General features: G+C 51.3%; 19 protein-coding genes, 3 tRNA genes and 1 pseudogene. 7 read left to right on the top strand and 16 right to left on the bottom strand.

Translation table 11 applies throughout. The annotated features are described in order from the left end of the window. Positions 1 to 53 precede the first annotated feature (53 nt). Positions 54 to 141 (top strand) — tRNA-Leu (locus tag ACZ5GQ_RS05205). Between the two features lie 104 nt (positions 142 to 245). Here the strand turns inward: ACZ5GQ_RS05205 and prpB are convergent. Then, positions 246 to 1,184: an isocitrate lyase/PEP mutase family protein gene (prpB, locus tag ACZ5GQ_RS05210; RefSeq protein ID WP_498856123.1), complete on the bottom strand. Its 939-nt coding sequence runs from the start codon at positions 1,182 to 1,184 to the stop codon at positions 246 to 248. Positions 1,185 to 1,468: 284 nt separating this feature from the next. Here prpB and ACZ5GQ_RS05215 point away from each other — a divergent pair, with 284 nt between their 5' ends. Beyond that, positions 1,469 to 2,191, top strand: coding sequence for a putative RNA uridine N3 methyltransferase (locus ACZ5GQ_RS05215; RefSeq protein ID WP_498856124.1), 723 nt, complete (start codon positions 1,469 to 1,471; stop codon positions 2,189 to 2,191). A gap of 100 nt (positions 2,192 to 2,291) precedes the next feature. Further along, complete coding sequence (locus ACZ5GQ_RS05220; RefSeq protein WP_498856125.1) at positions 2,292 to 3,152, top strand: SDR family NAD(P)-dependent oxidoreductase; 861 nt, start codon at positions 2,292 to 2,294, stop codon at positions 3,150 to 3,152. Here the strand turns inward: ACZ5GQ_RS05220 and ACZ5GQ_RS05225 are convergent. The 6 genes from ACZ5GQ_RS05225 to ACZ5GQ_RS05250 all read right to left on the bottom strand — a co-directional run bounded on the left by ACZ5GQ_RS05225 (position 3,149) and on the right by ACZ5GQ_RS05250 (position 7,968). Next, a complete protein-coding gene (locus tag ACZ5GQ_RS05225) occupies positions 3,149 to 3,460 on the bottom strand; it encodes a ribonuclease P protein component 4 (RefSeq protein WP_498856126.1) in 312 nt (103 codons plus the stop codon). The genes ACZ5GQ_RS05220 and ACZ5GQ_RS05225 overlap by 4 nt on opposite strands. Before the next feature lie 13 nt (positions 3,461 to 3,473). Further along, positions 3,474 to 5,297 (bottom strand): ATP-dependent DNA ligase, encoded by a 1,824-nt coding sequence (locus ACZ5GQ_RS05230; RefSeq protein WP_498856127.1) that lies wholly within the window; start codon positions 5,295 to 5,297, stop codon positions 3,474 to 3,476. Positions 5,298 to 5,381: 84 nt separating this feature from the next. Next, positions 5,382 to 5,467, bottom strand: a tRNA-Ser gene (locus ACZ5GQ_RS05235). 145 nt (positions 5,468 to 5,612) lie between these two features. After that, positions 5,613 to 5,924 carry a 30S ribosomal protein S10 gene (rpsJ, locus tag ACZ5GQ_RS05240; protein ID WP_013267101.1) on the bottom strand — a complete coding sequence of 104 codons (312 nt, stop codon included), beginning with the start codon at positions 5,922 to 5,924 and terminating at the stop codon, positions 5,613 to 5,615. Positions 5,925 to 5,951: 27 nt separating this feature from the next. Next, on the bottom strand, positions 5,952 to 7,262 hold the full coding sequence (gene tuf / locus ACZ5GQ_RS05245) for a translation elongation factor EF1A family protein (protein WP_498856128.1): 1,311 nt from the start codon (positions 7,260 to 7,262) through the stop codon (positions 5,952 to 5,954). 94 nt (positions 7,263 to 7,356) lie between these two features. Then, positions 7,357 to 7,968, bottom strand: a complete 612-nt coding sequence (locus ACZ5GQ_RS05250; RefSeq protein WP_498856129.1) for a 30S ribosomal protein S7 — start codon at positions 7,966 to 7,968, stop codon at positions 7,357 to 7,359. Between the two features lie 126 nt (positions 7,969 to 8,094). Here ACZ5GQ_RS05250 and ACZ5GQ_RS05255 point away from each other — a divergent pair, with 126 nt between their 5' ends. Beyond that, entirely contained in the window at positions 8,095 to 8,586 is a 492-nt protein-coding gene (locus tag ACZ5GQ_RS05255) for a bifunctional nuclease family protein (protein ID WP_498856130.1), read from the top strand. Between the two features lie 190 nt (positions 8,587 to 8,776). Here ACZ5GQ_RS05255 and ACZ5GQ_RS05260 read toward each other — a convergent pair whose 3' ends face one another. From ACZ5GQ_RS05260 to ACZ5GQ_RS05300, 9 genes and pseudogenes are all read right to left on the bottom strand, one after another. Next, on the bottom strand, positions 8,777 to 9,214 hold the full coding sequence (locus ACZ5GQ_RS05260) for a 30S ribosomal protein S12 (protein ID WP_498856131.1): 438 nt from the start codon (positions 9,212 to 9,214) through the stop codon (positions 8,777 to 8,779). 52 nt (positions 9,215 to 9,266) lie between these two features. Next, positions 9,267 to 9,719 carry a NusA-like transcription termination signal-binding factor gene (locus tag ACZ5GQ_RS05265; protein ID WP_498856132.1) on the bottom strand — a complete coding sequence of 151 codons (453 nt, stop codon included), beginning with the start codon at positions 9,717 to 9,719 and terminating at the stop codon, positions 9,267 to 9,269. A gap of 12 nt (positions 9,720 to 9,731) precedes the next feature. Next, entirely contained in the window at positions 9,732 to 10,046 is a 315-nt protein-coding gene (locus ACZ5GQ_RS05270) for a 50S ribosomal protein L30e (RefSeq protein ID WP_498856133.1), read from the bottom strand. Between the two features lie 10 nt (positions 10,047 to 10,056). After that, positions 10,057 to 11,314 (bottom strand): annotated as a pseudogene (rpoA2, locus tag ACZ5GQ_RS05275) (DNA-directed RNA polymerase subunit A''). A gap of 77 nt (positions 11,315 to 11,391) precedes the next feature. Then, entirely contained in the window at positions 11,392 to 14,061 is a 2,670-nt protein-coding gene (rpoA1, locus tag ACZ5GQ_RS05280) for a DNA-directed RNA polymerase subunit A' (protein WP_498856134.1), read from the bottom strand. Positions 14,062 to 14,072: 11 nt separating this feature from the next. Then, on the bottom strand, positions 14,073 to 17,600 hold the full coding sequence (locus ACZ5GQ_RS05285) for a DNA-directed RNA polymerase subunit B (protein ID WP_498856135.1): 3,528 nt from the start codon (positions 17,598 to 17,600) through the stop codon (positions 14,073 to 14,075). Between the two features lie 13 nt (positions 17,601 to 17,613). After that, complete coding sequence (locus ACZ5GQ_RS05290; protein ID WP_498856136.1) at positions 17,614 to 17,865, bottom strand: DNA-directed RNA polymerase subunit H; 252 nt, start codon at positions 17,863 to 17,865, stop codon at positions 17,614 to 17,616. A gap of 155 nt (positions 17,866 to 18,020) precedes the next feature. Beyond that, positions 18,021 to 18,124: transfer RNA gene (locus ACZ5GQ_RS05295), tRNA-Lys, on the bottom strand. 175 nt (positions 18,125 to 18,299) lie between these two features. Beyond that, a complete protein-coding gene (locus ACZ5GQ_RS05300; protein WP_498857379.1) occupies positions 18,300 to 18,716 on the bottom strand; it encodes an AAA-associated domain-containing protein in 417 nt (138 codons plus the stop codon). Between the two features lie 170 nt (positions 18,717 to 18,886). Between ACZ5GQ_RS05300 and ACZ5GQ_RS05305 the strand changes: the two genes are divergently transcribed. The 3 genes from ACZ5GQ_RS05305 to ACZ5GQ_RS05315 are packed head-to-tail and all read left to right on the top strand — an operon-like array spanning position 18,887 to position 20,931. Further along, positions 18,887 to 19,300 carry a DsrE/DsrF/DrsH-like family protein gene (locus ACZ5GQ_RS05305; protein WP_498856137.1) on the top strand — a complete coding sequence of 138 codons (414 nt, stop codon included), beginning with the start codon at positions 18,887 to 18,889 and terminating at the stop codon, positions 19,298 to 19,300. Positions 19,301 to 19,312: 12 nt separating this feature from the next. Further along, positions 19,313 to 20,512 carry an NAD(P)/FAD-dependent oxidoreductase gene (locus ACZ5GQ_RS05310; RefSeq protein WP_498856138.1) on the top strand — a complete coding sequence of 400 codons (1,200 nt, stop codon included), beginning with the start codon at positions 19,313 to 19,315 and terminating at the stop codon, positions 20,510 to 20,512. A 59-nt stretch (positions 20,513 to 20,571) separates the two neighbouring features. Then, positions 20,572 to 20,931 carry a hypothetical protein gene (locus ACZ5GQ_RS05315; RefSeq protein ID WP_498856139.1) on the top strand — a complete coding sequence of 120 codons (360 nt, stop codon included), beginning with the start codon at positions 20,572 to 20,574 and terminating at the stop codon, positions 20,929 to 20,931. Positions 20,932 to 20,976: the final 45 nt, after the last annotated feature.

Below are 20,976 nucleotides of genomic sequence, written 5' to 3' on the forward strand. Positions count from 1 at the left end.
GTTAAAATAAGCAAACTACTTAAATAGCCTTCCGCACTGTAGAGAACATCGGTGCGGGGGTGCCCGAGCCTGGTCAAAGGGGTCGGGCTGAGGGCCCGATGGCGTAGGCCTGCGTGGGTTCGAAGCCCACCCCCCGCACCATAATGATAAATGACAACAATTAATCCCTCAAGTCGATTTACCCAATTGCTAAAATAGCTTATATACGTACGTATGATGCACTATGCTAAAGGGATGTTATCTTTTTATGCCTGCCCCTGAACCCCGCGCTTTAACTCTTTCATTAGAGCCTCGGCCTTTTCTGCTATCTGAAGATCTCTCTTTTCATATTCATAATAGCCTATTAGCTCGTAGAACTCCTGCCTTGTCATTAACTTATCTAAGATATACTTCTGCGTGCCCTTCTCCTTAAGTTCTAGCAGGGTGTCTTTCATAGCCTTCATGGCTGCTCTGAACATGGTCACCGGGAAGATTACAAACTTATAGCCTGCCTCCTCAAACTCCTTGGCAGTTATATAGGGGGTCTTGCCGAACTCCGTCATGTTAGCCAAAAGCGGCGCTTTCACCTTACGCGAGAACTCCCTGAACTCCTCTAGGTTATGGAGGGCCTCTGGGAATATAACATCGGCTCCAGCCTCTACGTACATCTGAGCCCTCTCTATAGCCGCATCTAGGCCCTCCACCTCGCGCGCATCCGTCCTGGCTACTATGACCATATCATGACGTCTGGCCTCTACCGCGCTCATTATCTTCTTAACCATCTCGTCGGCTGGGACTACGTGTTTACCAGAGAGGTGGCCGCACTTTTTAGGAAGCACCTGGTCCTCTATCTGAACGGCGGCGGCTCCCGCCTCCTCGAGTTCTTTAACGGTTCTGTAGACATTTATCGCCTCGCCGAAGCCGGTGTCGGTATCAACTATCATGGGTAGGTCTACCACCTCCATGATTCTTCTTGTGGCATCAAGGACTTCAGAGAAAGTTATTATGCTGAGGTCAGGCATAGCAAGGCTTCCAGTCAGCGCGGCGCCTGATAGGTATATTGCCTTAAAGCCCACGCTCTCCGCCAAAAGCGCTGATGCGGGGTCAAAAACTCCTGGCACTATAATTATGCCGCTGCCCTTCATAAGCTCCCTTAACCTGACCGCTGGGTGCACGTCGCTCTTCTTCCTGTAAAGGTATGCCAACTCGTCCAGCCCATCAGCTAGCGCTCTCGTAAAATTAATTAAATTTCACGCAATCCCCGCAAGTGCGACTAAGAAGCGCAGGGCCCTAAAATAACGGCTTTAAGCCTGAAGTCTGGAGATGTTGCACGGGTGAGCCGCGTGGGAGGAAGGCAGAGGACAACGCTCTTCATGACTAAGGAGCAGAGAGGCTCTGAGAGAAAAGGCGGTAAGAGCAAGGAGGAAGGCAGCTCGGCTTGATAAGCCCGCCATGGCCATCGCCGAGAAGGCGGCATAAGCTCATTGTTTTGTTACCCGCCAGCGTGCTTAGTGTTGAACAGGACCTGAGGGACAAAACATATAAGGCTGGACTGATATCTAGGACTTTAGCAATATTTAGAGTTGACGAGGTCAGGATATTTCTGGATGAGGACTCAACATCGGACGACCAGGAAACCCTCTCAGAGCTGCTCAATTATCAGGTGGTTCCATCTCATCTTAAGAAGAAAGTTGTAGGCCTCAGCGAGAGGCTTAAGTACGCCGGCCTCATGCCACCGCTGAACCTCCCTAACCATTTACCTCCAAAGAGCCTTAAGGAGGGGGACCTTATAGACGTTTTGATAACAACGAGGAAAGGGTCACAATGCAGTGTTTACATGGGGGAGGCCGGCGAGGGCCTGTTAAAGCCCTGCCACTTTAATGTCAATGATATTGTTACTGCGCGTATAGTAAAGAGATCTGGGAGGCAGTTTGAGCTCGAACCCTCTTCATGGGGCAACATATATACCGGGTACAAGGTTCTACGCTCCGGCAAGATCTTATCAGATCTTCAAGAGCTTAAGGAACAAGGGGTAGCCCTAGTAGGCACTAGCAAGTATGGAACCGTTGACTACTGGCTTCTTAGGGGACTTGCAGGAAGACCTGTAGCCCTGGTGGTAGGCGGTCCAAAGAGCGGCCTGCTTCAGTACACCTCCCGCAAAGCCTTTGACTTAGTGATTAACGCCGCGCCCTGCAGGGCACCGAGACCTTAAGGAGTGAGGAGGCCCTTCTGGCGTCCTTAACGCTGCTTAACGCGTTCCTCACTGACTGAGCTCCTAAGTTCGCAGCGTTTATAATCTCAAAGAGGCCTCCTTGAACTGGGATGATCTGGAACTCGGGAACAGACCCCTAACGGGGGATGGTGAGTACATGGCTTCTGACCGCCTTACTCAGCTTAAGGGAAAGGTGGCCCTCGTCACTGGGGGCGATAAAGGCATAGGAAGGTCCATAGCTATTAAGCTGGCATCCATGGGCGCCGGCGTAGCCATAACTTACAGGAAAGCCGCCGACGAGGCGGAGAAAACCCTAAGAGAGATAAAGCAAATGGGCGTCCCATCCACTGCTGTAAGGATGAACTTAGGTTCCCCAGAGGACATAATGTCTGCCGTAGAGCATGTCAGAAAGGAGCTTGGGGGTATAGATATCCTAATCAATAACGCAGGCGTGGGTTACGCATCTGAATTCCTTAGCATGAGCCCTGAGTCATGGCATGCCCAGATAAACTATGACTTAACTGGCCCCTACCTTATAACTAGGGAAGCAGTGAAAGACATGATATCCAAGGGATGGGGGCGCGTCATATTCATATCTAGCGTGGCCGGCATTTACGGCCTAGACTTCTTAACAGCCTATTCCGCAGCCAAGGCAGGACTGATAGGACTGGCCAAATCCCTCGCAATAGAGCTTATAAAACATAACATTACTGTTAACGTAGTTGCCCCAGGCTTTGTGCCCACTAGGCTAGGGCTTAGCTACTTCGAGTGGCTTGACAAGAAGACCGGGAGGACTGGAAGCCTTGATAGGTACTTGTCTAGGATACCTCCTCACAGGCTGGTGACACCTGAAGAGGTGGCCTCTGTAGTGGCCTTCCTGGCAAGCCCCGAGGCAAGCGGAGTTACGGGCCAAGTTATAGTGGTTGACGCAGGGGCATCCCTTGGCATTGGGGAAGCTTAGGCGGTGTGCTCCTCAGCACTGCTCTGGCGGTCTAGGGGCAACCTGTGTATATAGCCGCACACAAGGCATCTTCTCACCACATACTTTTGCCTTCCCTGAGACCTTATCCTCACAGACAGGGTCACGCCGGGTATGAGCGTCACCTTGCACTTCTTGCAGTATGATCTCTTTAACTCACGCGGCAGCCTAACCCTTGTCATCTGAGATATTGCAATTATGAGCTCGTTAACGCTCGATGATAAGTTAAAGTCGCCTTCGCGGGCGGCGCTGAGGGCGAACTGAGATAGTCTCATAATGTCCTCTAGCACTAGCTCGGTTCTATTACGCCTCGCCCTCCGGCTGCGGCTTCTCTTCAATTTTCTTCAGCTGCCTCTTATACATCTCTAGCAGCTCCTGCTCTGTCGTGGCGTCCTCTGGACCTTTGTCGTCCCTCCACCTTATAAACCTTGGGAACCTTATCGAAATGCCTGCCCCTTTCCTCACAGCGTCCATGCAACAGGTGTGAGCCGGAGAGAGCGTGAGCTCCGCGCCTATAACCTCTGCGACCTTAACTGGCTCGAACCACACGTCCGCCTCAAGGTTTGATACCACCCTTGGATGTCTGTGGTCTATTATATATGGCTTGAACAGGTCGTACATGTTGTTTATATCCTCATCAGTAAAGCCGCTCCCCACCTTACACACCGTCTTAAAGACGTCGTTGTTAGGATCGTAGGCGGCCAACAGCAGCGTGCCAAGCTTACCGCCGCGCTTGCCCTTGCCATAGAAGGCCCCCACAGCAACGAGATCCACAGTGTCCGTCATCTCGCTCCTGTAGTCACGCTTCAGCTTAACCCAAAGCCAGCCCCTAACGCCCGCCCTGTAGACGCTCTCGTCGTGTATGGCCTTTATCATGACTCCCTCTGCACCATCAGCTATCGCCTGTAGGAAGAAGTTCATTATCTCGTCAGGATCGGAGCTCATTATGTAATTGCTCATGACAACCCGATCGTTTGGCTCAAGAATTGACTCAAGGACCTTCCTTCTGTAAGGCAGGGGCTTGGTAGTTAGATCCTCGTCATCCTTCATTATTATGTCGAATAGGAACAGCCTGGTTGGTATTTCCTTCATCATCTTCTCTATGTCGTATTTTCTTCTCCTCTGCATCAGTTCCTGGAAAGGCCTAAGCTCTCCGGTGTCTGGGTCTATAGCCACTATTTCCCCCTCTACTATGGCCTTCTCGGCCTTAATGGCCTCTCTTACGCCATCGGCTATATCAGGGTACATAGAGGTTATGTCCTCAAGCCTCCTGGAGAATATCTTTATCTTATCACCATCCTTGTGTATCTGACCTCTCTCGCCATCATATTTATACTCAACATAGGCCTTGCCACCCACCTTGGCTAAGATCTCCTTAACATCGTTAGCCCTCTCAGCCAGCATAGGCCTTATTGGCGTGCCGACCTCTGGTTTGAGACCCTTAAGGGCCTCAACGCCCTGCGTCGCCACTATCTTGGCTATCTCCCCAAGATCAGCCCTTAGGTTATACGCCCTTTCTATTAGGTCCCTTACCGCTGAGGAACCGCCATAAGCAACTGCAAGAGCGTCCAGTATGGTAGCGTCCCCTATACCAAGCCTTAGCCTGCCCTCAACGAACCTGACTATGTACCTCGCCTCTATCGGTTTAGCATCCTTCAGAAGCCCCGCTAACGTTTTCAGCTTAAGGTCCCTGCTGCTCTCCCCCGTGGCATAGGCTATCTTCATGAAGGAGTCAAAGACCCTGCTGACTGTCAGCCGCGAAGAACCTCCTCCCATAAAGGTCAGCAAGTTGCTCTTAAGGTGCCCACCGGTCTGGGCAAGCTGTTCAGCTACCTTCCCTGGATCCCCTAGCTTGTCAACAAGCTTCTGGACATCGCTCTCGCTCTTGCCATAAGCCAAAGCTATGGCCTGCACCAGAAGCTTGTCACCCACACCTAGCTCGGGTATGCCCTTCCAGTCAGGGCCTAGCTTGCTCTGTATCATGTAAACTACCTTATCTATAACGTCGGCAGGTGTTCTCTTCAGCAAGCCTGCCAGGAGCTGGGTTAGCTGAGTCCTTGAAGTTATCCCCTCCATCGAGCTAAACGTATTGGCTATATCCTCGAACATCATATCTGAGGGCAACATCTATCCCAATATACTATAGTAAGTCGCTCAGAGTTAAAACGCGGAGAAGCAAAAGCCAAAACAGTCAATAAAATGGACAGGGAGCGCCGGGGGTGGGATTTGAACCCACGCGCCCCTTATGGAGCAACGGGTCTCAAGCCCGTCCCCTTGGGCCGCTCGGGCACCCCGGCGCCAGGTAGCCTATGGAGGAATTGGTTCTAAAAGCTATTTGTACCCAAAGGAGCCTAGAGACGACTTCCTAACGGGGGGTTAGAAGAGCTTTGAAAGATCCTAGCCTTAAAAGGCCTCTTACCTTTAGTAAAAAGATTCTATGAATTACCTGCCGGACTTTATCTCTATGTAAACGTCGCTTGGTACCTGTATCCTCATGAGCTTCTTTAAGACCCTCTCATCAGCTTCTATGTCAATAAGCCTCTTGTGTATCCTCATCTCCCAGTGCTCCCAATGCTTGCTGCCTTCACCGTGCGGAAGCCTGAAGATAGGAACCTCCAGTCTCTTTGTGGGCAGCGGTATGGGCCCCCTCATGGGAACGCCTGTCTTCTGGGCTATGTCCTTTATCTGCGCCACTACCTGCTCCAGGCTCTTTGCATTAGTGCTCCACAGCCATATTCTAACGTTGAACGCCATTGTGCGGCACCGCTTGAGCTGTTAGCTTCACTTCTTAACCTCTATCTTGGCAGGCTTTATATCTGTAACTATTCCAATGCCTACGGTCCTGCCCATGTCCCTCATAGCGAAGCGGCCGAGCTGCGGGAAGTCGCTGAACTTCTCAATGACGAGTGGCTTTATCGGCTTGAACTTAACTATAGCGGTGTCGCCAGCCTTTATGAACTGTGGGTTCTGCTCTATTGGGTTTCCAGTCCTTGGATCCAGCTTAGCAACTATCTCCGTTATCCTGCAGGCAACCGAGGCGGTGTGAACGTGTATCACTGGAGTGTAGCCAACTGCTATAGCGCTCGGGTGCCAGACTACAACTACCCTCGCGGTGAACTCCTCGGCCACAGTGGGCGGGTTATCTGTCTTGCCTATCACGTCACCTCTCTTGACCTGGTTCTTCTCAACGCCCCTCAGCGCAACTCCTACGTTGTCTCCAGGCTCGGCCTGCTGTAGGTCCTGGTAGTGCATCTGTATGCTCTTAACATCGGCAACTATGCCCTCAGGCATCACTATTACTCTGTCTCCAGGCTTGAGCACTCCAGTCTCAACTCTGCCAGTTACTACAGTGCCAGCGCCAGGTATGCTTAGCACGCTCTGCACAGGCAGCCTCAGAGGCTTATCAACGGGCTTTGGAGGTACCTTCAGGTTATCGAGGGCCTCAACGAGGGTTGGTCCCTTGTACCAGGGCATGTTAGGGCTCCTCTCTATTAGGTTCTCTCCAGTCCATGCGCTTACAGGTATGAAAGGTATGGCGTCAACGTTGTAGCCTAATCCCTTCAGGAACTTCTTCATCGTGTTCACTATCTCCTCGTACCTCTGCTGGCTGTAGTTGACGTCAGGGGCATCCATCTTGTTTATTACAACTATTAGCTGATCTATGCCCAGGGTCTTGGCCAAGAGGGCGTGCTCCCTGGTCTGACCCTCAGCGCTCATCCCAGCCTCAAACTCTCCTTTCCTTGATGATATCACTAGCAGCGCCGCGTCGGCCTGGCTGGCGCCGGTTATCATGTTCTTTACGAAGTCCCTGTGGCCAGGGGCGTCGATAATTGTAAAGTAATACTTCTTGGTCTCGAACTTCATGAAGGAGAGGTCTATAGTTATACCCCTCTCCCTCTCCTCCTTCATCTTGTCCAGAAGCCAGGCGAACTTGAAGGACTCCTTTCCAGCGGCCTTAGCCTGCTCCTCGAGCTGCTGCATTACCTTGGGGTCTATGACCCCAAGCCTGTAGAGTAGGCTACCCGTGAGCGTGCTCTTACCGTGATCTATGTGCCCTATCACTACTAGGTTAAGGTGTGGCTTCTCGGGCACTTTGATTCACCTCTTCATTCCGCCTGCAATTAGTGAAGTGCGAGGGATTTAAAAATACAGCTGAAGGTCTTGATGTGGAACGAAGGAGAGCTGTTTACCTTGAGCTGAGGGCTATCCTCTCTATTTCCTCCTTCTGTCTTATGGCGTAGCTTGAGGGATCTCCCTTAGACGCGGCTATTATTTCAGTGGCCAGGCATTCCTCTATAGTCTTGGACGACCCAAAGGCGCAGAGCCTGGCTCCCTCAGCCATGAACCTAAGGGCCAGATCAACCCTCCTCTGGGCGGAAACGTCCACTGAGACCCTGTAGACTATTCCGCCGTACATTATCCTTGTGGTCTCCTCCCTGGGCGCGGCATTTTCTATGGCACGAACTAGTACCTGAATCGGGTTTTCGCCCGTCTCCAGGTTTATGATCTCAAAGGCTGCCTTTACTATGTTGTAGGCCAGCGCCTTCTTTCCTCCGTTCCTGCCAGGTTGCATCAGCCTGTTTATGAGCCTCTCTACTATGGGCACCTCGGCCTTGCCAAATCTCCTGTGCTCGTGCCTCCCTCCCGTATGGGGAAGTATGACGGGCCTTAGGCTTATGTACTTCTTAAGGCTTGGATCTCTTACCTCTACTCCCTCCCAGCTCCACTTGCCAAAGAGCTTTATTGCGCCTAGGTTGCCCACCTCAGAGAGCTCTGGCAACTTAGCCTGCTCTGCCATGGCTGCACCCCTTACACCTTCGCTGCTGTAGTTTTTAAGCTAACTTCAAGACTATAAATGCGTGCCAAGTCTGCAAAGATGGACTTAAGAGCCTTAGAGGCCAGTAGTGTAAGGGGCGCTTAGGCATTGTCAGAGGACGAGCTGCTGAAAGTCAAGTACGTCCAGCCATTTTACAAGCTCCTGCAGGACGTCAGCAGCGGGGCTGGGGCCTATGTAGTAGGGCTCTCTCTGCTGCTTGAAAATAATGAGGAGTTCACCATGGTTAACATACCTATGGACGTTGCTGAAGCCATAAAATTAATAAATGACGGCGACATGCCACCCAGAAGGCAGAGCATATACACTTTCCTGTCCTCCCATGAGGACTTTAAAGAGATCTTGAGAAGGACCCTAAAGAGAGTCGTAATAGATGAGCTTGAGGCCGACACTGGGGTCTACACGGCAACTGTGGAATTCGAAGACGGAGGCATAAGCATAAGCGTTAAGATGATACCCAGTCATGCTATATACCTAGCGCTTATAAGCGGCAAGCCCATATTTGTTAGCAAGAAGCTTGTTGACATGGAAAAGTGGTGGGGCAACGAAAGTGGCGAGGGCGAGGAAGGGGATCAGCCTTAGCCGTCCATAGCTCCTAAGCGCAATAGTACCACTTCCTTTTCCTGTTGAAGGAGGGCTAGCCAAAGGGCTTGTCAGTGCATAAGCAAGAGGGTTAGCGGGCCCTGCTATATTAAGGTTTGCAGAGAAACGGTTAACGCATATCTCTATGCCGCGGCTGCCCTAGAGCCGCGAAGTAATAAAATAAGGTTGCTCATCTCTTGACCTTCTGCTTCTTACCCTTCCACAGGGCATCTAGAGAAACGCCGTTAACAGCTATTACCTTGTACTTGACTCCTGGTATATCACCCATGGCCCTGCCCTTGGGACCTCCTATGCCCTCAATTATAACTTCGTCGTGCTCGTCTATGTATAATATGCCTCCGTCCTTAGGCACGAAGGCGGTCACTACCTTCTTGTTCTTAACCAGCTGAACCCTAACGCACTTGCGCAGCGCTGCGTTGGGCTGCCTTGAAGGTATGCCAACCTTCTCAAGCACTATCCCCCTGGCCATAGGTGCGCCTTCAAGTGGGTCGTACTTTTCCTTAAGCCTTAGCATCCTTATCTTGAACTCCCTCTTGGCCCACCTGAACTTAAGCCTGCTCTTCCTGAGCTTGCGCGCCGCGAACAGGCCGTTCGGTCCCTCTGGCATTTCACTAATCCCCTCACTCTGCTCCAAGCATGAATTTAAAAACTTCCATCGGTTACCTGATGACTACCTTGTCTACGTTAAAGAGCTTGGTCAGTATTATCCTTGCCCTCTTGACGTTCCTGCCGTCCCTTCCGATGGCCTTACCCTTCTCGTCATCTTTAACCTTGACGTAAACTACCTTGCCATCACCTCTATCAACTACATCTATCTTGAGTATCGTCACCCCTGGGAAGAGGTTTCTGACCATTGATTCGAGATCCGCCGAGTACTCAACGACTTCAACGTTCTTGTTCAATATCCTGGACAACGTCTTCACGTTCCTGCCATCCTTTCCTATGGCTTTCCCTATGTCGTTCTTATCGACCAAATAGAATATTCTGTTGCCTTCGGTGTCCTCTATTGCTCTGTAAACCATAGCCCCTGTAATGTCTTGGAAGAGGGATATGAAGCGCAGCTCCTCAAGTCCTATCCTATCTCCCTTAGGATTGGCGTCTGACTGCGCCACCCCAACCTCCCCTTACTTGCTCTCTGACAGGACGTCAAGGATCCTCGAGTCGCCAGGGTTCAGGACAGCTATTACAGAGACCTTAAAGGGCTTTCCTATTAGTGAGCCCAGGTCTGCTGAGGTTCCCTTGTAGACGTATAATGGAATGCCATTTATAGTGGCTAAGGACTCTATGCTCTTTCTCAAGTCTGATGGAATGTTGTCGGCTATTATAATGCCTTTGGCCTGGTTCTTAAGCAACAGCTTCAGCGCCCTGCGGGCCCCTAAGCTTAGCTTACCGCTCTTAGCTGCCGCCTTAAGTTCCCTCTCGAATAGGGCCTCTGACACGTAAGTCACCTCACTCCTGCCCTGTCTTGCTTGGTTCTTCCTGCTGGCTTACCTTAGGCTGCAGAGATTTAAGAGCGTTGATGCCTACTGATAGCATCACTATGCCGGTGCCGACCCTCGGAGGTAGACCGGCCACTATGCTTTCAGTGACACCGCTGAACTTCTCCTCCTCGCCTTTGACAGCTGCATTATAGAGCTGGTTAACGGTCACCTCGAAGGCCGCACGAGCTATGACGCTGGGCTTCTCACCTACGACGCCTAGCCTGCCTATCTGCCTTATCTTACCCGTCCACGTCATTATGTCTGCCACTAACATGACGTGCCTTATGTCAACATCTAGGCCTGAGCTCTGCAGAACATCCATTATTTCCCTTATTATTGCGTTCCTGGCGGCCTCTATACCAAGCACATCTGCGATTTCGTATATGTTGTTGGTCTCTACTCTTGTGGCATCTACCCCATCCACCTTCATGACCTCAGCTAAGTTGCTGCCCTCAGCTATTATAACATACTCGTGTTTGCCCGTCTTTTCATCAGTGTGCTCCTGTATTATTGTCCTTCTGATGCCCTTTATTCCCTTCACGTACCCCTTCTTTATCTTGGATACTATCTCAGAGTAACTACGAAGGTCGTAAAGCGCGTCATCAGGCAATATGCTCTCACTGACGTTAAGCACTATAGTGTTTTCGTCCTCGCCCTTACTCACGTCACCTAGCTTAAGCCTCTCAAAGGCCTCCATTATTTCGTCCTCTGTCAGCCCTCTGTCAACCACCATGTCTGGGTCTAACTTAACCACAAAAGTCCTGTCGCCTAACGTATAGCTTATTTCGTCAACTATGTTACCTATTGTTGTGTACTCGATCTCCCTCGCTATCTTGCGCCATTTCTAGGTTGTCGGCATACTTCTCTTCAAGGTATATCTTCATCATAGGCGTCGAGGGCTCATGACGGGCATCAACTATCTCTATAAGCCTCGGAAGCCCTAGGGTAACGTCGAACTCCATGAGTCCTGCGTAGTGGAAAGTCCTCAAAGTCATCTGAGTTCCCGGCTCCCCTATTGACTGAGCAGTGACTACGCCAACAGCCTCGCCTGGCTGGACCATCGACGAGATATAGGTTCTCACGGCATCCTCTATAACCTTGATCTTTTGCTCAGTGCTCAGCTCCTGGTTCTCAGCTACTTTGCTGTAGAGCTCATCGTATAAGCTTGGGGGCAGCAGCGACTTAGCCGCATCAAGCTTTCTCTTGAGCGTCTCTCCGAGCTCCATCTCGGAAGTTTCCGCCTCCTTCTTAGCCTTCCTGGACCTAGCCTTTTTCCCCTCCTCAGAGGACCTCTTGGCCATCTTCATGCACCTCCCTGCTTAACTTTTTCAATTAGTCTGTCTATGTTCACTGCCTTGCCATGATAAGTCTTCTGCGGATCCACGCCGTCCTCGCCATACTTGAACTGAATTATGTTGTCCTGCGAGTCCCTCACAGTGCCGTCGTACGCAACGTAGAGGTCCTGCAGGGCATTTATCAGCCTCCTCTGCATGTAGCCGCTCTGTGAAGTCTTCAAGGCAGTGTCGACCAGGCCCTCCCTACCGCCTGCAGCGTGGAAGAACACTTCATGAGGCTTCAGCCCATCCCTGAAGTTGCTGACCACGAAGCCCCTCGCCTCTGGCGAGAGGTCGCCTGGCCTGAAGTGCGGCAGCGTGCGGGTTCTGAAGCCTCTCACTATCCTTCTTCCTCTCACCGTCTGCTGTCCTAGCATGGCGGCCATCTGCGTTATGTTAATATCACTTCCCCTGGCCCCTGTCCTGGCCATTATGAAGGCGTTATTGAATGGGTTCATGTAGCCTATAGCGGTCTTACCGGCGTCGTCCCTCAGCTTCTGGAGTCTCTGGATTATCTTGAGCTCCAGGCTCTCCTCAAGCGTTCTGCCAGGTATTATCTCAAGCGTGCCGTTCCTGTACTGCTCTATCAGCTTCATTACGTCCTCCTTAGCCTCCTCTGTCATCTTAGCTATCTTGTCCCTGGCCTCCTTGGGTATCTCTATGTCGCTTATCGATATACTGAAGCCTCTGATCTCCAGCATCCTTATGAACATCCTATACATAGTATCAAGCATCTGCCTTGCAGCTGAGTTGCCATACTCTAACGCTATGTAGTGGAGCACGCTATCTGGCTGCTCGGCGCCAATGGAATTTTTGTCGAACACGCCCTCTAGAAGCCTCCCCCTCCTTATTACAACATATGAGTCGAAGAAGCAGTCCTCACTGTCGCACTTAAGGTCTCCGGCATTTATCTTAGCCCTGCCGCTGAAGTTGAAGTCATTTGGCAGGAAGAGGCTGACCAGCTGCTTTCCAGTCCACAGAGGTCTTGGCTTAAGTATGGCTGGCTCTGGCAGCTCGCCGCTATAACCTGCCGCCGCTAGCAGCCTGCCTACGGCCTCCCTGTCAAGTAGCGTAGTTTTAACAGTCAGCAGGTACGCTCCACTTATGTAGTCCTGCCTTCCGCCTATTATGGGTCCGCCGTACCTTGGAGTCAATATGTGGTTCTCCACAAGCAGCAGGTTCAGGGCCTCTGCGCGGGCCTCCTCAAGCCTTGGTACATGCAAGTTCATCTCGTCACCGTCGAAGTCGGCGTTGTATGGCGCGCACACCAGCAGGTTCAGCCTGAAAGTCCTGCCTGGCATAACCCTTACCTTGTGACCCATTATTGACATCCTGTGAAGGCTGGGCTGCCTGTTGAACAGCACTATGTCACCATCTATCAGGTGCCTTTCAACAACATCGCCTATCTCGAGGCTCTCAGCTAGCTGCCTTAGGTTGCGCTGGTACCTCAGGTCCAGCTTAACTCCCTCCCTCTTCTTGTACACTATGGTGGCGCCAGGCCACTTGTAGGGGCCGTTCAGGACGTACTTCCTTGCCTCCTCAATGTTAAACTTCGTAACCACCATAGGCACGGTCAATATCTTTGCTACCTCTATCGGGACACCTACCTCATCAATACTTATCAGTGGGTCTGGAGATATGACAGTCCTTGAGGAGAAGTTAACTCTTTTACCGTTCAAGTTGCCCCTCAGCCTGCCCTCCTTGCCCTTGAGCCTCTGCGCCAGCGTCTTGAGCTGTTTCCTACCTCTGTGCGAGAGCTGGTAAATGTTAGGTAGCTCGTTGTCTATGTATGCTGCTATCACGTTCTGAAGCGCCTGCCAGGCCTCCTCTATCATGGACTCAGGGGCGCTTGATGAAATGAAGTTCTTGAGCCTCTCGTTCTGCCTAACTATCTCTGCAAGCGCATGAGTCAGGTCGTCCTCAGCCCTTGAGCCGCTCTCCATAGTTATTGAGGGCCTTACGGAGAGCGGGGGTACTGGCAGTACTGTGAGGACAGCCCATTCAGGTCTCGCGGACTTGGGATCCCAGCCCAGCAGCTCCACGTCGTCATCCGGTATTTTCTCTAGCCTCTCCCTAACATCACTTGGCGTTAGCCTGACCTCGCCCTCAGGTCTAACCTCATAGAAGTTATATGGCTTGATGAACTTTATCTTGTACTGTTTGGCGCCGCAGTGCGGGCACTCAGTGGTGGAGGATGCCTCCTTTATTACCTCCTCTACAAATATGTCGGCGAGCAGCGGCCACTTCTCCTTGAGCCTCCTATAGATGGTTAGCATATAGGCTGCCTTCTGGGGCGGTATGAGTATTCTTCCACAGCTCCTGCAGGTGGACTGCAGCAGCTGATAGATCTTGTCTCCTAAGTGCGGAAGTATCACCGGCCTAGCAAGATCTATCTTGCCAAAGTGCCCAGGGCAGTCCTGCCTTGTATTGCCGCAGACGGGGCACCTCTCGCCAGGCTCTATAGCGCCGAAGTGTGGATCCCTGAGCCCTCCCATAACTGGCGAGCCGTCAACCTCGTATATCTCCGGCCTTATCACAGTTACCTTGGCCATTTCTCTAATCTCACGAGGACTCAGAAGGCTGAACTTTATGCCACTAATTGTGTACCTCTCGTGCTCCTCGCCTGGGCCATACGACATGATTCGTCACCTCACTGTGCGCTTCCATTACCATTACTCTTGCCATCGCCTCCCTGGCTCTCACCTGCGGCGCTTAACTTAGACATGCCGGCCCGTGAGATCCTGTCCAAAAGTGAGATCCTGTCTGAGACCTCAATCCTGGGCTTGATGCCCATGCTCATGATCTCCTGCAGGAACAACTTAAATGCATAGGGCACTTTCACGGGCTTTATGTCACCGTTCTCACCGTGTATCGGGCACTCATATACGTTCTTCTTGCTGTTATACCAAGCTATGTGACCACATAAGGTGCAGACGTACATTGTGTAGGCATCGCTGCCGTCAAGCATCCTATCCCTTAGCAGCATTGTCGCCCCATGGCCTACGAGGCAGTCCCTCTCCATCTCTCCGAACCTCAGGCCTCCCTGCCTGGCCTTACCCTCTGTAGGCTGCCTCGTGAGGAGCTGCACCTTACCTGTGGCCCTTGCGTGCATCTTGTCGGCTACCATGTGGTACAGCCTCTGGTAGAACACTATACCTATGGAGATCGGCGTCTCAAGCAGCTGGCCAGTACGACCATCATACATGACCTCTGTGCCGTCGGGACTGTAGCCATGCTTGATTAATATGATCTTATACTGGTCTATATCGTCCTTGTAGAATGGCGTACCATCAACGTACTTGGCCTCCACGGCTGCAGCCTTACCCGTTATGAGCTCAAGTATCTGTCCTACTGTCATACGTGAAGGTATTCCGTGAGGGTTTATTATAATGTCAGGTACTATGCCGTCCTCAGTGTATGGCATGTCATACTTAGGATAAAGCATGCCAATAACGCCCTTCTGTCCGTGCCTGCTTGCGAACTTGTCACCAAGCTCAGGTATTCTTAGATCCCTGACCTTCACCTTGACCAGCAGGTTCCTGTCGAGAGTCTGTGTTATGAGCACAGTGTCCACTACGCCATGCTCCCCATACCTCAGCTGCACGCTAGTGTCCCTCTTGGTCAAAGTTCCCAGGCTCATGACGCGCTCCTCGCCAAGGAACCTCGGCGGGCTCTCCCTGCCTACAAGCACGTCTCCGCCCTCGACCTCAACCTCAGGCTCTATAATTCCGTCCGGGCCCAGCTTGGTGTAATACTGATCCCCCTTGTGATCATAAAGCTTTGGTGAAGGGACTGTTATGGTATCCTTAAGGCCGCCAGCGTACGTGTTCTCCATAACCGTGTATACCCTAAAGAAGTGGGCCCTTCCAAGGCCATAATCTACGCTGGTCTTATTCATTATTATGGCGTCCTCCATGTTATAGCCCATGTAAGGCATTATGGCTACTATGAAGTTCTGCCCTGAAGGCCTATCATTGTAGCCTATCTCCTCAAGGGACCTTGTCTGAACTATGGGCTTCTGTGGGTAGTGGAGCAGGTAGGCGTGGCTGTCCATGCGGTACTGGTAGTTCAGCGCATAAAGGCCTAAGGCCTGCTTTGCCATAGCTGCCTGGTAGGTGTTCCTCGGGCTCTGGTTGTGCTCTAAGAACGGGGTTATTGACGTGACCACGCTGAATATGCCTGGCGTCCACAGCTCTAGGTGAGTGTGCTCAGGCGTCACCTCCTCGGGAGACTCAGCAACGTAGGCGTTCTCCTCCTCATCTGGGTCAAGGAACTCTATGACGCCGTTCCTCACGAGGTCCCAGAAGGACATCTCGCCCCGCTTAACCTTTTCGACCATCTCCTTCGTCAGCTTTGGCTTGCCGTTCTCGACAACTATGACAGGCCTCATCAGCCTGCCTTCGTCAGTGTTTATATAAACTTCCTTAATGTCTCCCTGCTCTATATAAGCTACGCTCACCTCATAGCTTAAGCTTCCTGATCTCCTCATAGCTATAAGCTTCCTGCGCAGCTCTGCGCCATCCTGAACATAGCCTATAGGCTTACCGTTGAGGAACACCTTGGCCATTCTAGTGTACTTCTCTATGGCCTCGGGCTCGCCGCTTGCTATCTCCTTAATGGCTTCGTCCAGTGGTATTACATCCATATTCATCAGTAAGTTCTTCACGTGCTGCTCATTGACGCCAACCGATATATAGGCTGTCATGGCCAAGTTCTTGACCAGACCGCAGTTTATGCCTTCGGGTGTCTCAAACGGGCAAAGCCTTCCCCAGTGAGTTCCATGTAGATCCCTGGCCTCAAAGTTTGACTCTCCTCTGCTCAGCGGCGATATGACTCTCCTTAAGTGGCTAAGCAGGCTCATCCAGTTAGTTCTGTCAAGTGCTTGACTTACTCCAGTTCTGTTACCAGTCCAGTTGCCCGTAGCTAAAGCGGCCCTTATCCTCTCAGTTATGATGTCCGGCCTCACCAGAGTTTTAAGGTCTCTAACCTTCCTGTGCTGGCTTATGTACTCCTCAAGCTCGCTTGCTATCAAGGTCACAAGCTGCTGGAACGCGTCCCTAAAGATCTCTGCTATGAGGTCGCCTGCAAGCCTTAAGCGCTTGTTAGCCAGGTGGTCCTTGTCGTCCTCCTGCCTCTTGCCTAGGTAAAGCTGCAGAACCCTGTTCGCCATCTCGCCGAGGAAGTATGCCTTGGCTAGCCTGTCAGCTGGTGTTAGACCTATGTGAGGTAAGAACTGTGTGTCTATGAACTCCTCTGCGCGCTGAATCCTTATCTCCCTAGGCTGCCCAGGCGCTATCCTATTGCCGAGGAACTCCAGCGCGTCCTCCTTGGTCCTTATCGCTGCGCTAACCTTCTCAAAGCTTGGTAATAGCTCCCTCTGTACGTCGGGGTCTGGCGAAACGGCGGCCGCTATCTCCGCGTCCTTCTCAAGTCCAAGCGCTTTCATCATCACTATAAACGGTATCCTATAGTTAAGCCTGCTCATGCTTATCTCTAAGGATCCATCGCTCATCCTGTCCACTATAACTTGTCTCCTCAGGCCAAGTATCGTTGAGACGGTCTTAGCGCTGTGCGTTATCTTTGCTGTGTTAGCGGTTGAAACTCCCACTATTATTCTGTTTACTGCCAGATCCTCCTGAGCAACTACTACCCTCTCGCTGCCGTTTATAATGAAGTAGCCTCCAGGATCGTTAGGATCCTCTCCGGCCTCCAGAAGCTCTCTGTAGCTGGCCTTAGAGAGTGGGTCGGCCACAGACTTAACCATTATAGGGAAGTCCCCTATCTTCACCTCATCGCTGCTGACCTCGACTCCATTTTCTATAAGCTTCATCTGAAGGTAAAGAGGCGCTGAGTATGTGAAGTTCCTAAGTCTTGCCTCCAGGGGCGTTATATTCTTGTCCCTCTTAGTGCCGTCAGCCTCCTTTACTTCTGGTCCACCTAGACGTATTTTCCCGAGTACTATCTTTATGTCAGGACCCTCCTCTGGGGCTACCCCCTTCCTTCTGCTGACCTGCTCATAAAGGGGCCTTATTTCTCCGAAGGAATCAACTATCTCCTGCATGCGCTCGGTTACAAAGGCATTATACGAGTCCAGGTGCTGCCTGGCAAGCCCTGTCTCACGTATGTACTGCCTGAACACAATCCATAAGTCATCCTTAGTCAGCTGTTCAGATGCCATTAAGCTCACCCGCTCAGTAGGACACGACTACCCTATAAACTACATGTTTTCCTGCTGTGGGCGAGTTGCGCTCTATTTCTACGATATCCCCTGGCTTGCCTCCCAGCAGCTTAATGATAGGGTCGTTGGCGCTTATCCTAGGGAGCTGCCAAGGCTTAACGCCGAGCCTATTAAGCACTTCAACAGCCTCCTCTATGCTCAATATACGGTGCTTTGGCACAAGCTCATGATTGAGTATTCTTTCATCCGGCCTGGCGGATGGCAAGTTACCCAGCACCTCTCCTACAGCCTCTGTTGGACCCCGAGGTTATCTAGTTAACTGAAGCGCTAACGTCTCTTAGAGGATTTGCGCTTAACTATGATCATTCAAAAGGGCAAGCTTGAACAGCTATCGAAATATGAAGGAGCCCTTCAGGGCTGTGGCGGGCCCGCCGGGATTCGAACCCGGGACCTCCGCCCGCGGCTAGGCGTCGCGGCCTACGGGTTAAAAGCCCGCCGCTCTATCCTGGCTGAGCTACGGGCCCACCGAAGCTCATAGTCTCCACGCAAGTTTTTTAAATTTGATTAACCGCACTAGTATTGGCAATTCGCGGTTTAGTATAGCGCACTACTATACGTAAATGGTTAAGTTGTCAATAGGCTTAACGTACTTCTACCCTTTAACCTACGTAATATAGCTAAAGCAACGTTAATAGTGACTTAGTCCTCCACAGTTGCAATCCCCATATAGGCCAGCCACTCTACAAATACTGGAAGTACGGCCTCTATGTCGGTATAGCCTGAGTTTCTTAGGATGCTCTCTAACTGAGATCTCTTTATTGAGTCGGAGTCCCCTATCGCATCAAATATATCCTTAAATGGCTCTACATCGTCACTAAGCGACTTTATCAGTAGCCTGAGTTCCCTGCCCTGCAGCTCTACAGCTCTCTTGCCCTCATCAGTTATCACAAGGTTTCCGTCGTCCTCCTTCAGGAGGCCTAAAGAGACAGCTGCGTCAACGACGTGAGGTAGCAGGTCCATATCAACGTTGAGAAGCTCGTCTAGCCTGGATGAGTCAACGATACCTCCCGAGGTGGCTATATACCTCACGAGCCCTAGCACTTGGTCAAGAGTCACGGGAGGCAAAGTTTTCACTTCATGGTTCACCAATTCCTTTTGTGTAAATTACTGGAGAGCAAACTTATAGCCTTTTAGCAGCAGGCTAGCGGCAGGGGCACAATTTCCTATGTATAGATCTTCGTTCTGCATAACTTTTTAAATCTCAGAGATCCTTTCTCTAAATAGAGGTGAATGAGTTGGGCAAGCTCTCAATTATTGTGTTCTCAGGAACAGAGGACAAGCTCATACCTCTCGGAGTTATATCGCAGGGAGCCGCCGTCCTAGGTTATGAAGTTAGGGTTTTTGTGACTGGCTGGGCGATTCTAAGGTTCCTCAGGAAGCCAGCCCAACCAACCTGGCCCAAGGAGTTCGAGGCCATGGTGCCGCAGCTGGCTAAAGGCATGCAGATGAATAACGTACCAAGCTGGCTTGACATGCTTAAGGAGGCCAAGAACCTGGGCGCCAAGATTTACGCCTGCAGCATGATGGCGCAAGTGATGGGCCTTAAGAAGGAGGACTTCGACCCAAGCCTTATTGATGATGTTGTTGGCGTGGCAACTTTCCTACAGGAGGCCGAGGGCGGGCAGGTCATATTCATATAACCGGTGGGGCCTATGCGGCCTCAGAAAGGGCAAAAGGTTGTAATAGTTGGTGGTGGCGCCGGAGGCCTTATACTTGCGAACTCGCTTGCGAGGAGGGAGGAGTTTTCCGTAACCCTAATAAACGACACCCCATACCATTACTACCTGCCTCAGCTGCTTCAAATAGCCTTCAGGGGCGACGACTCTCAGCTAAAAAGGGAGCTGGCAGAGCTAGTAAAGAAAAACGTGGACCTTCTCATAGATTCTGTTGATGCTGTCGACCTTAACAACAGGACTGTCCTTACGAGGTCGGGCAAATCCATCAGCTATGACATAGTAGTCTTAGCCCCAGGGCTATCCATAGACCACACAGCAATTAAAGGAAACGAAAGACTCGTCTCACTTTACGGCGACTTCCACTCTACGCCTGACAATGCCTGGAAGACATTTGACTTAATAAGCAACTTTAGGAAGGGCAGGCTTGTAATAGCAGTAGCCGACCCTGGCCACAGATGCCCCCCGTCTCCTTACGAGGGCGCTCTGTTAGCTGACGAGGCTCTGAGGGCCAGAGGCGTGAGAGATCAGGTTGAGATAACCTTAGCGGTTCCGTACCCAAGGGCTTACCCGGCCGAGACGTTTAATGAAGTCTTAGAGCCCATACTTAAGGAGAGAGGAATTAACATAGAGACCTTCTTCACGGTTGATTCCGTGGACTTTGACAACAAGAAAATGACCTCACTTGAGGGAGGGGAGCTATCATTCGACGCGGCCATAATCGTCCCTATTCACAGAGGCCCAAAGATAAGGGTACTCCCAGAAGATCTAAAGACCGAGGATGGGTTCATAAAGGCGGATAAGTTGACCAACCGGATAGGGGACTTTGATGACGCCTTTGCGATAGGGGACTCCTCTACGTCAACCACCGTTAGAACTGGTGTAACGGCTCACCTGGAGGCTAAGGTAGTTGAGAAGAGACTGCTTGGCTTCAGCGCCCAGAACACCGGGAGGACTAACTGCCCCACAGAAGTAGGATTCGAGATGGGCACCTTCGTCATAAGCGACTTTAATCATCCCTCAGTCAAGCTACCGCCTAAGAGGGTGTTCTTTATAATGAAGAGGCTCTTCGCCGACACTTACTGGGACGTTCTAAAGCACCCGGAGTTCTGGGATCCAATCTTTGACGTCTATTTTGAGGCCACATCTCCTGAGAGGCTGTGGAAGATGTTCCCGTGAGGTGAGGTCGTACGTCGCAGGCAGAGAGGCAGGCAGAGGCCCTTGAGAGGCTGCTTGACATGGCCTCCACCTTGAACGAGCTGCTCTCAGATGAGGAGCTGCTGAGAGCTGTTGCTAAATTATTAGTTACGCCTGAGACCCTGCTTATAATAGACAGGTTACCCCAGATAATGCAGCTTCTTGAAAGGCTTACTAGGCCTGAAACCTTGGAGAAGCTTAATGCATTAGCTGAAGTGCTAGATAGCCTTGACTTAGAAATTCTAAGGTCAATAGCTTCGTCTCTGTCCGCTAAGGCTCAGGCTAACAACTTAAGTGACTTAATTAGGTCACTGGGCGATAGGGACGTCATAAATGGGCTTGCTATGACACTTAACGCCGTAAAGGTGCTTGGGTCGAAACGCCTAACGAACTCTAAGTAGCCACTCTGCGTTTACTTAAAACGTCAAGGAAACCTACCAATGTAT

The organism is Caldococcus noboribetus (assembly GCF_055389385.1).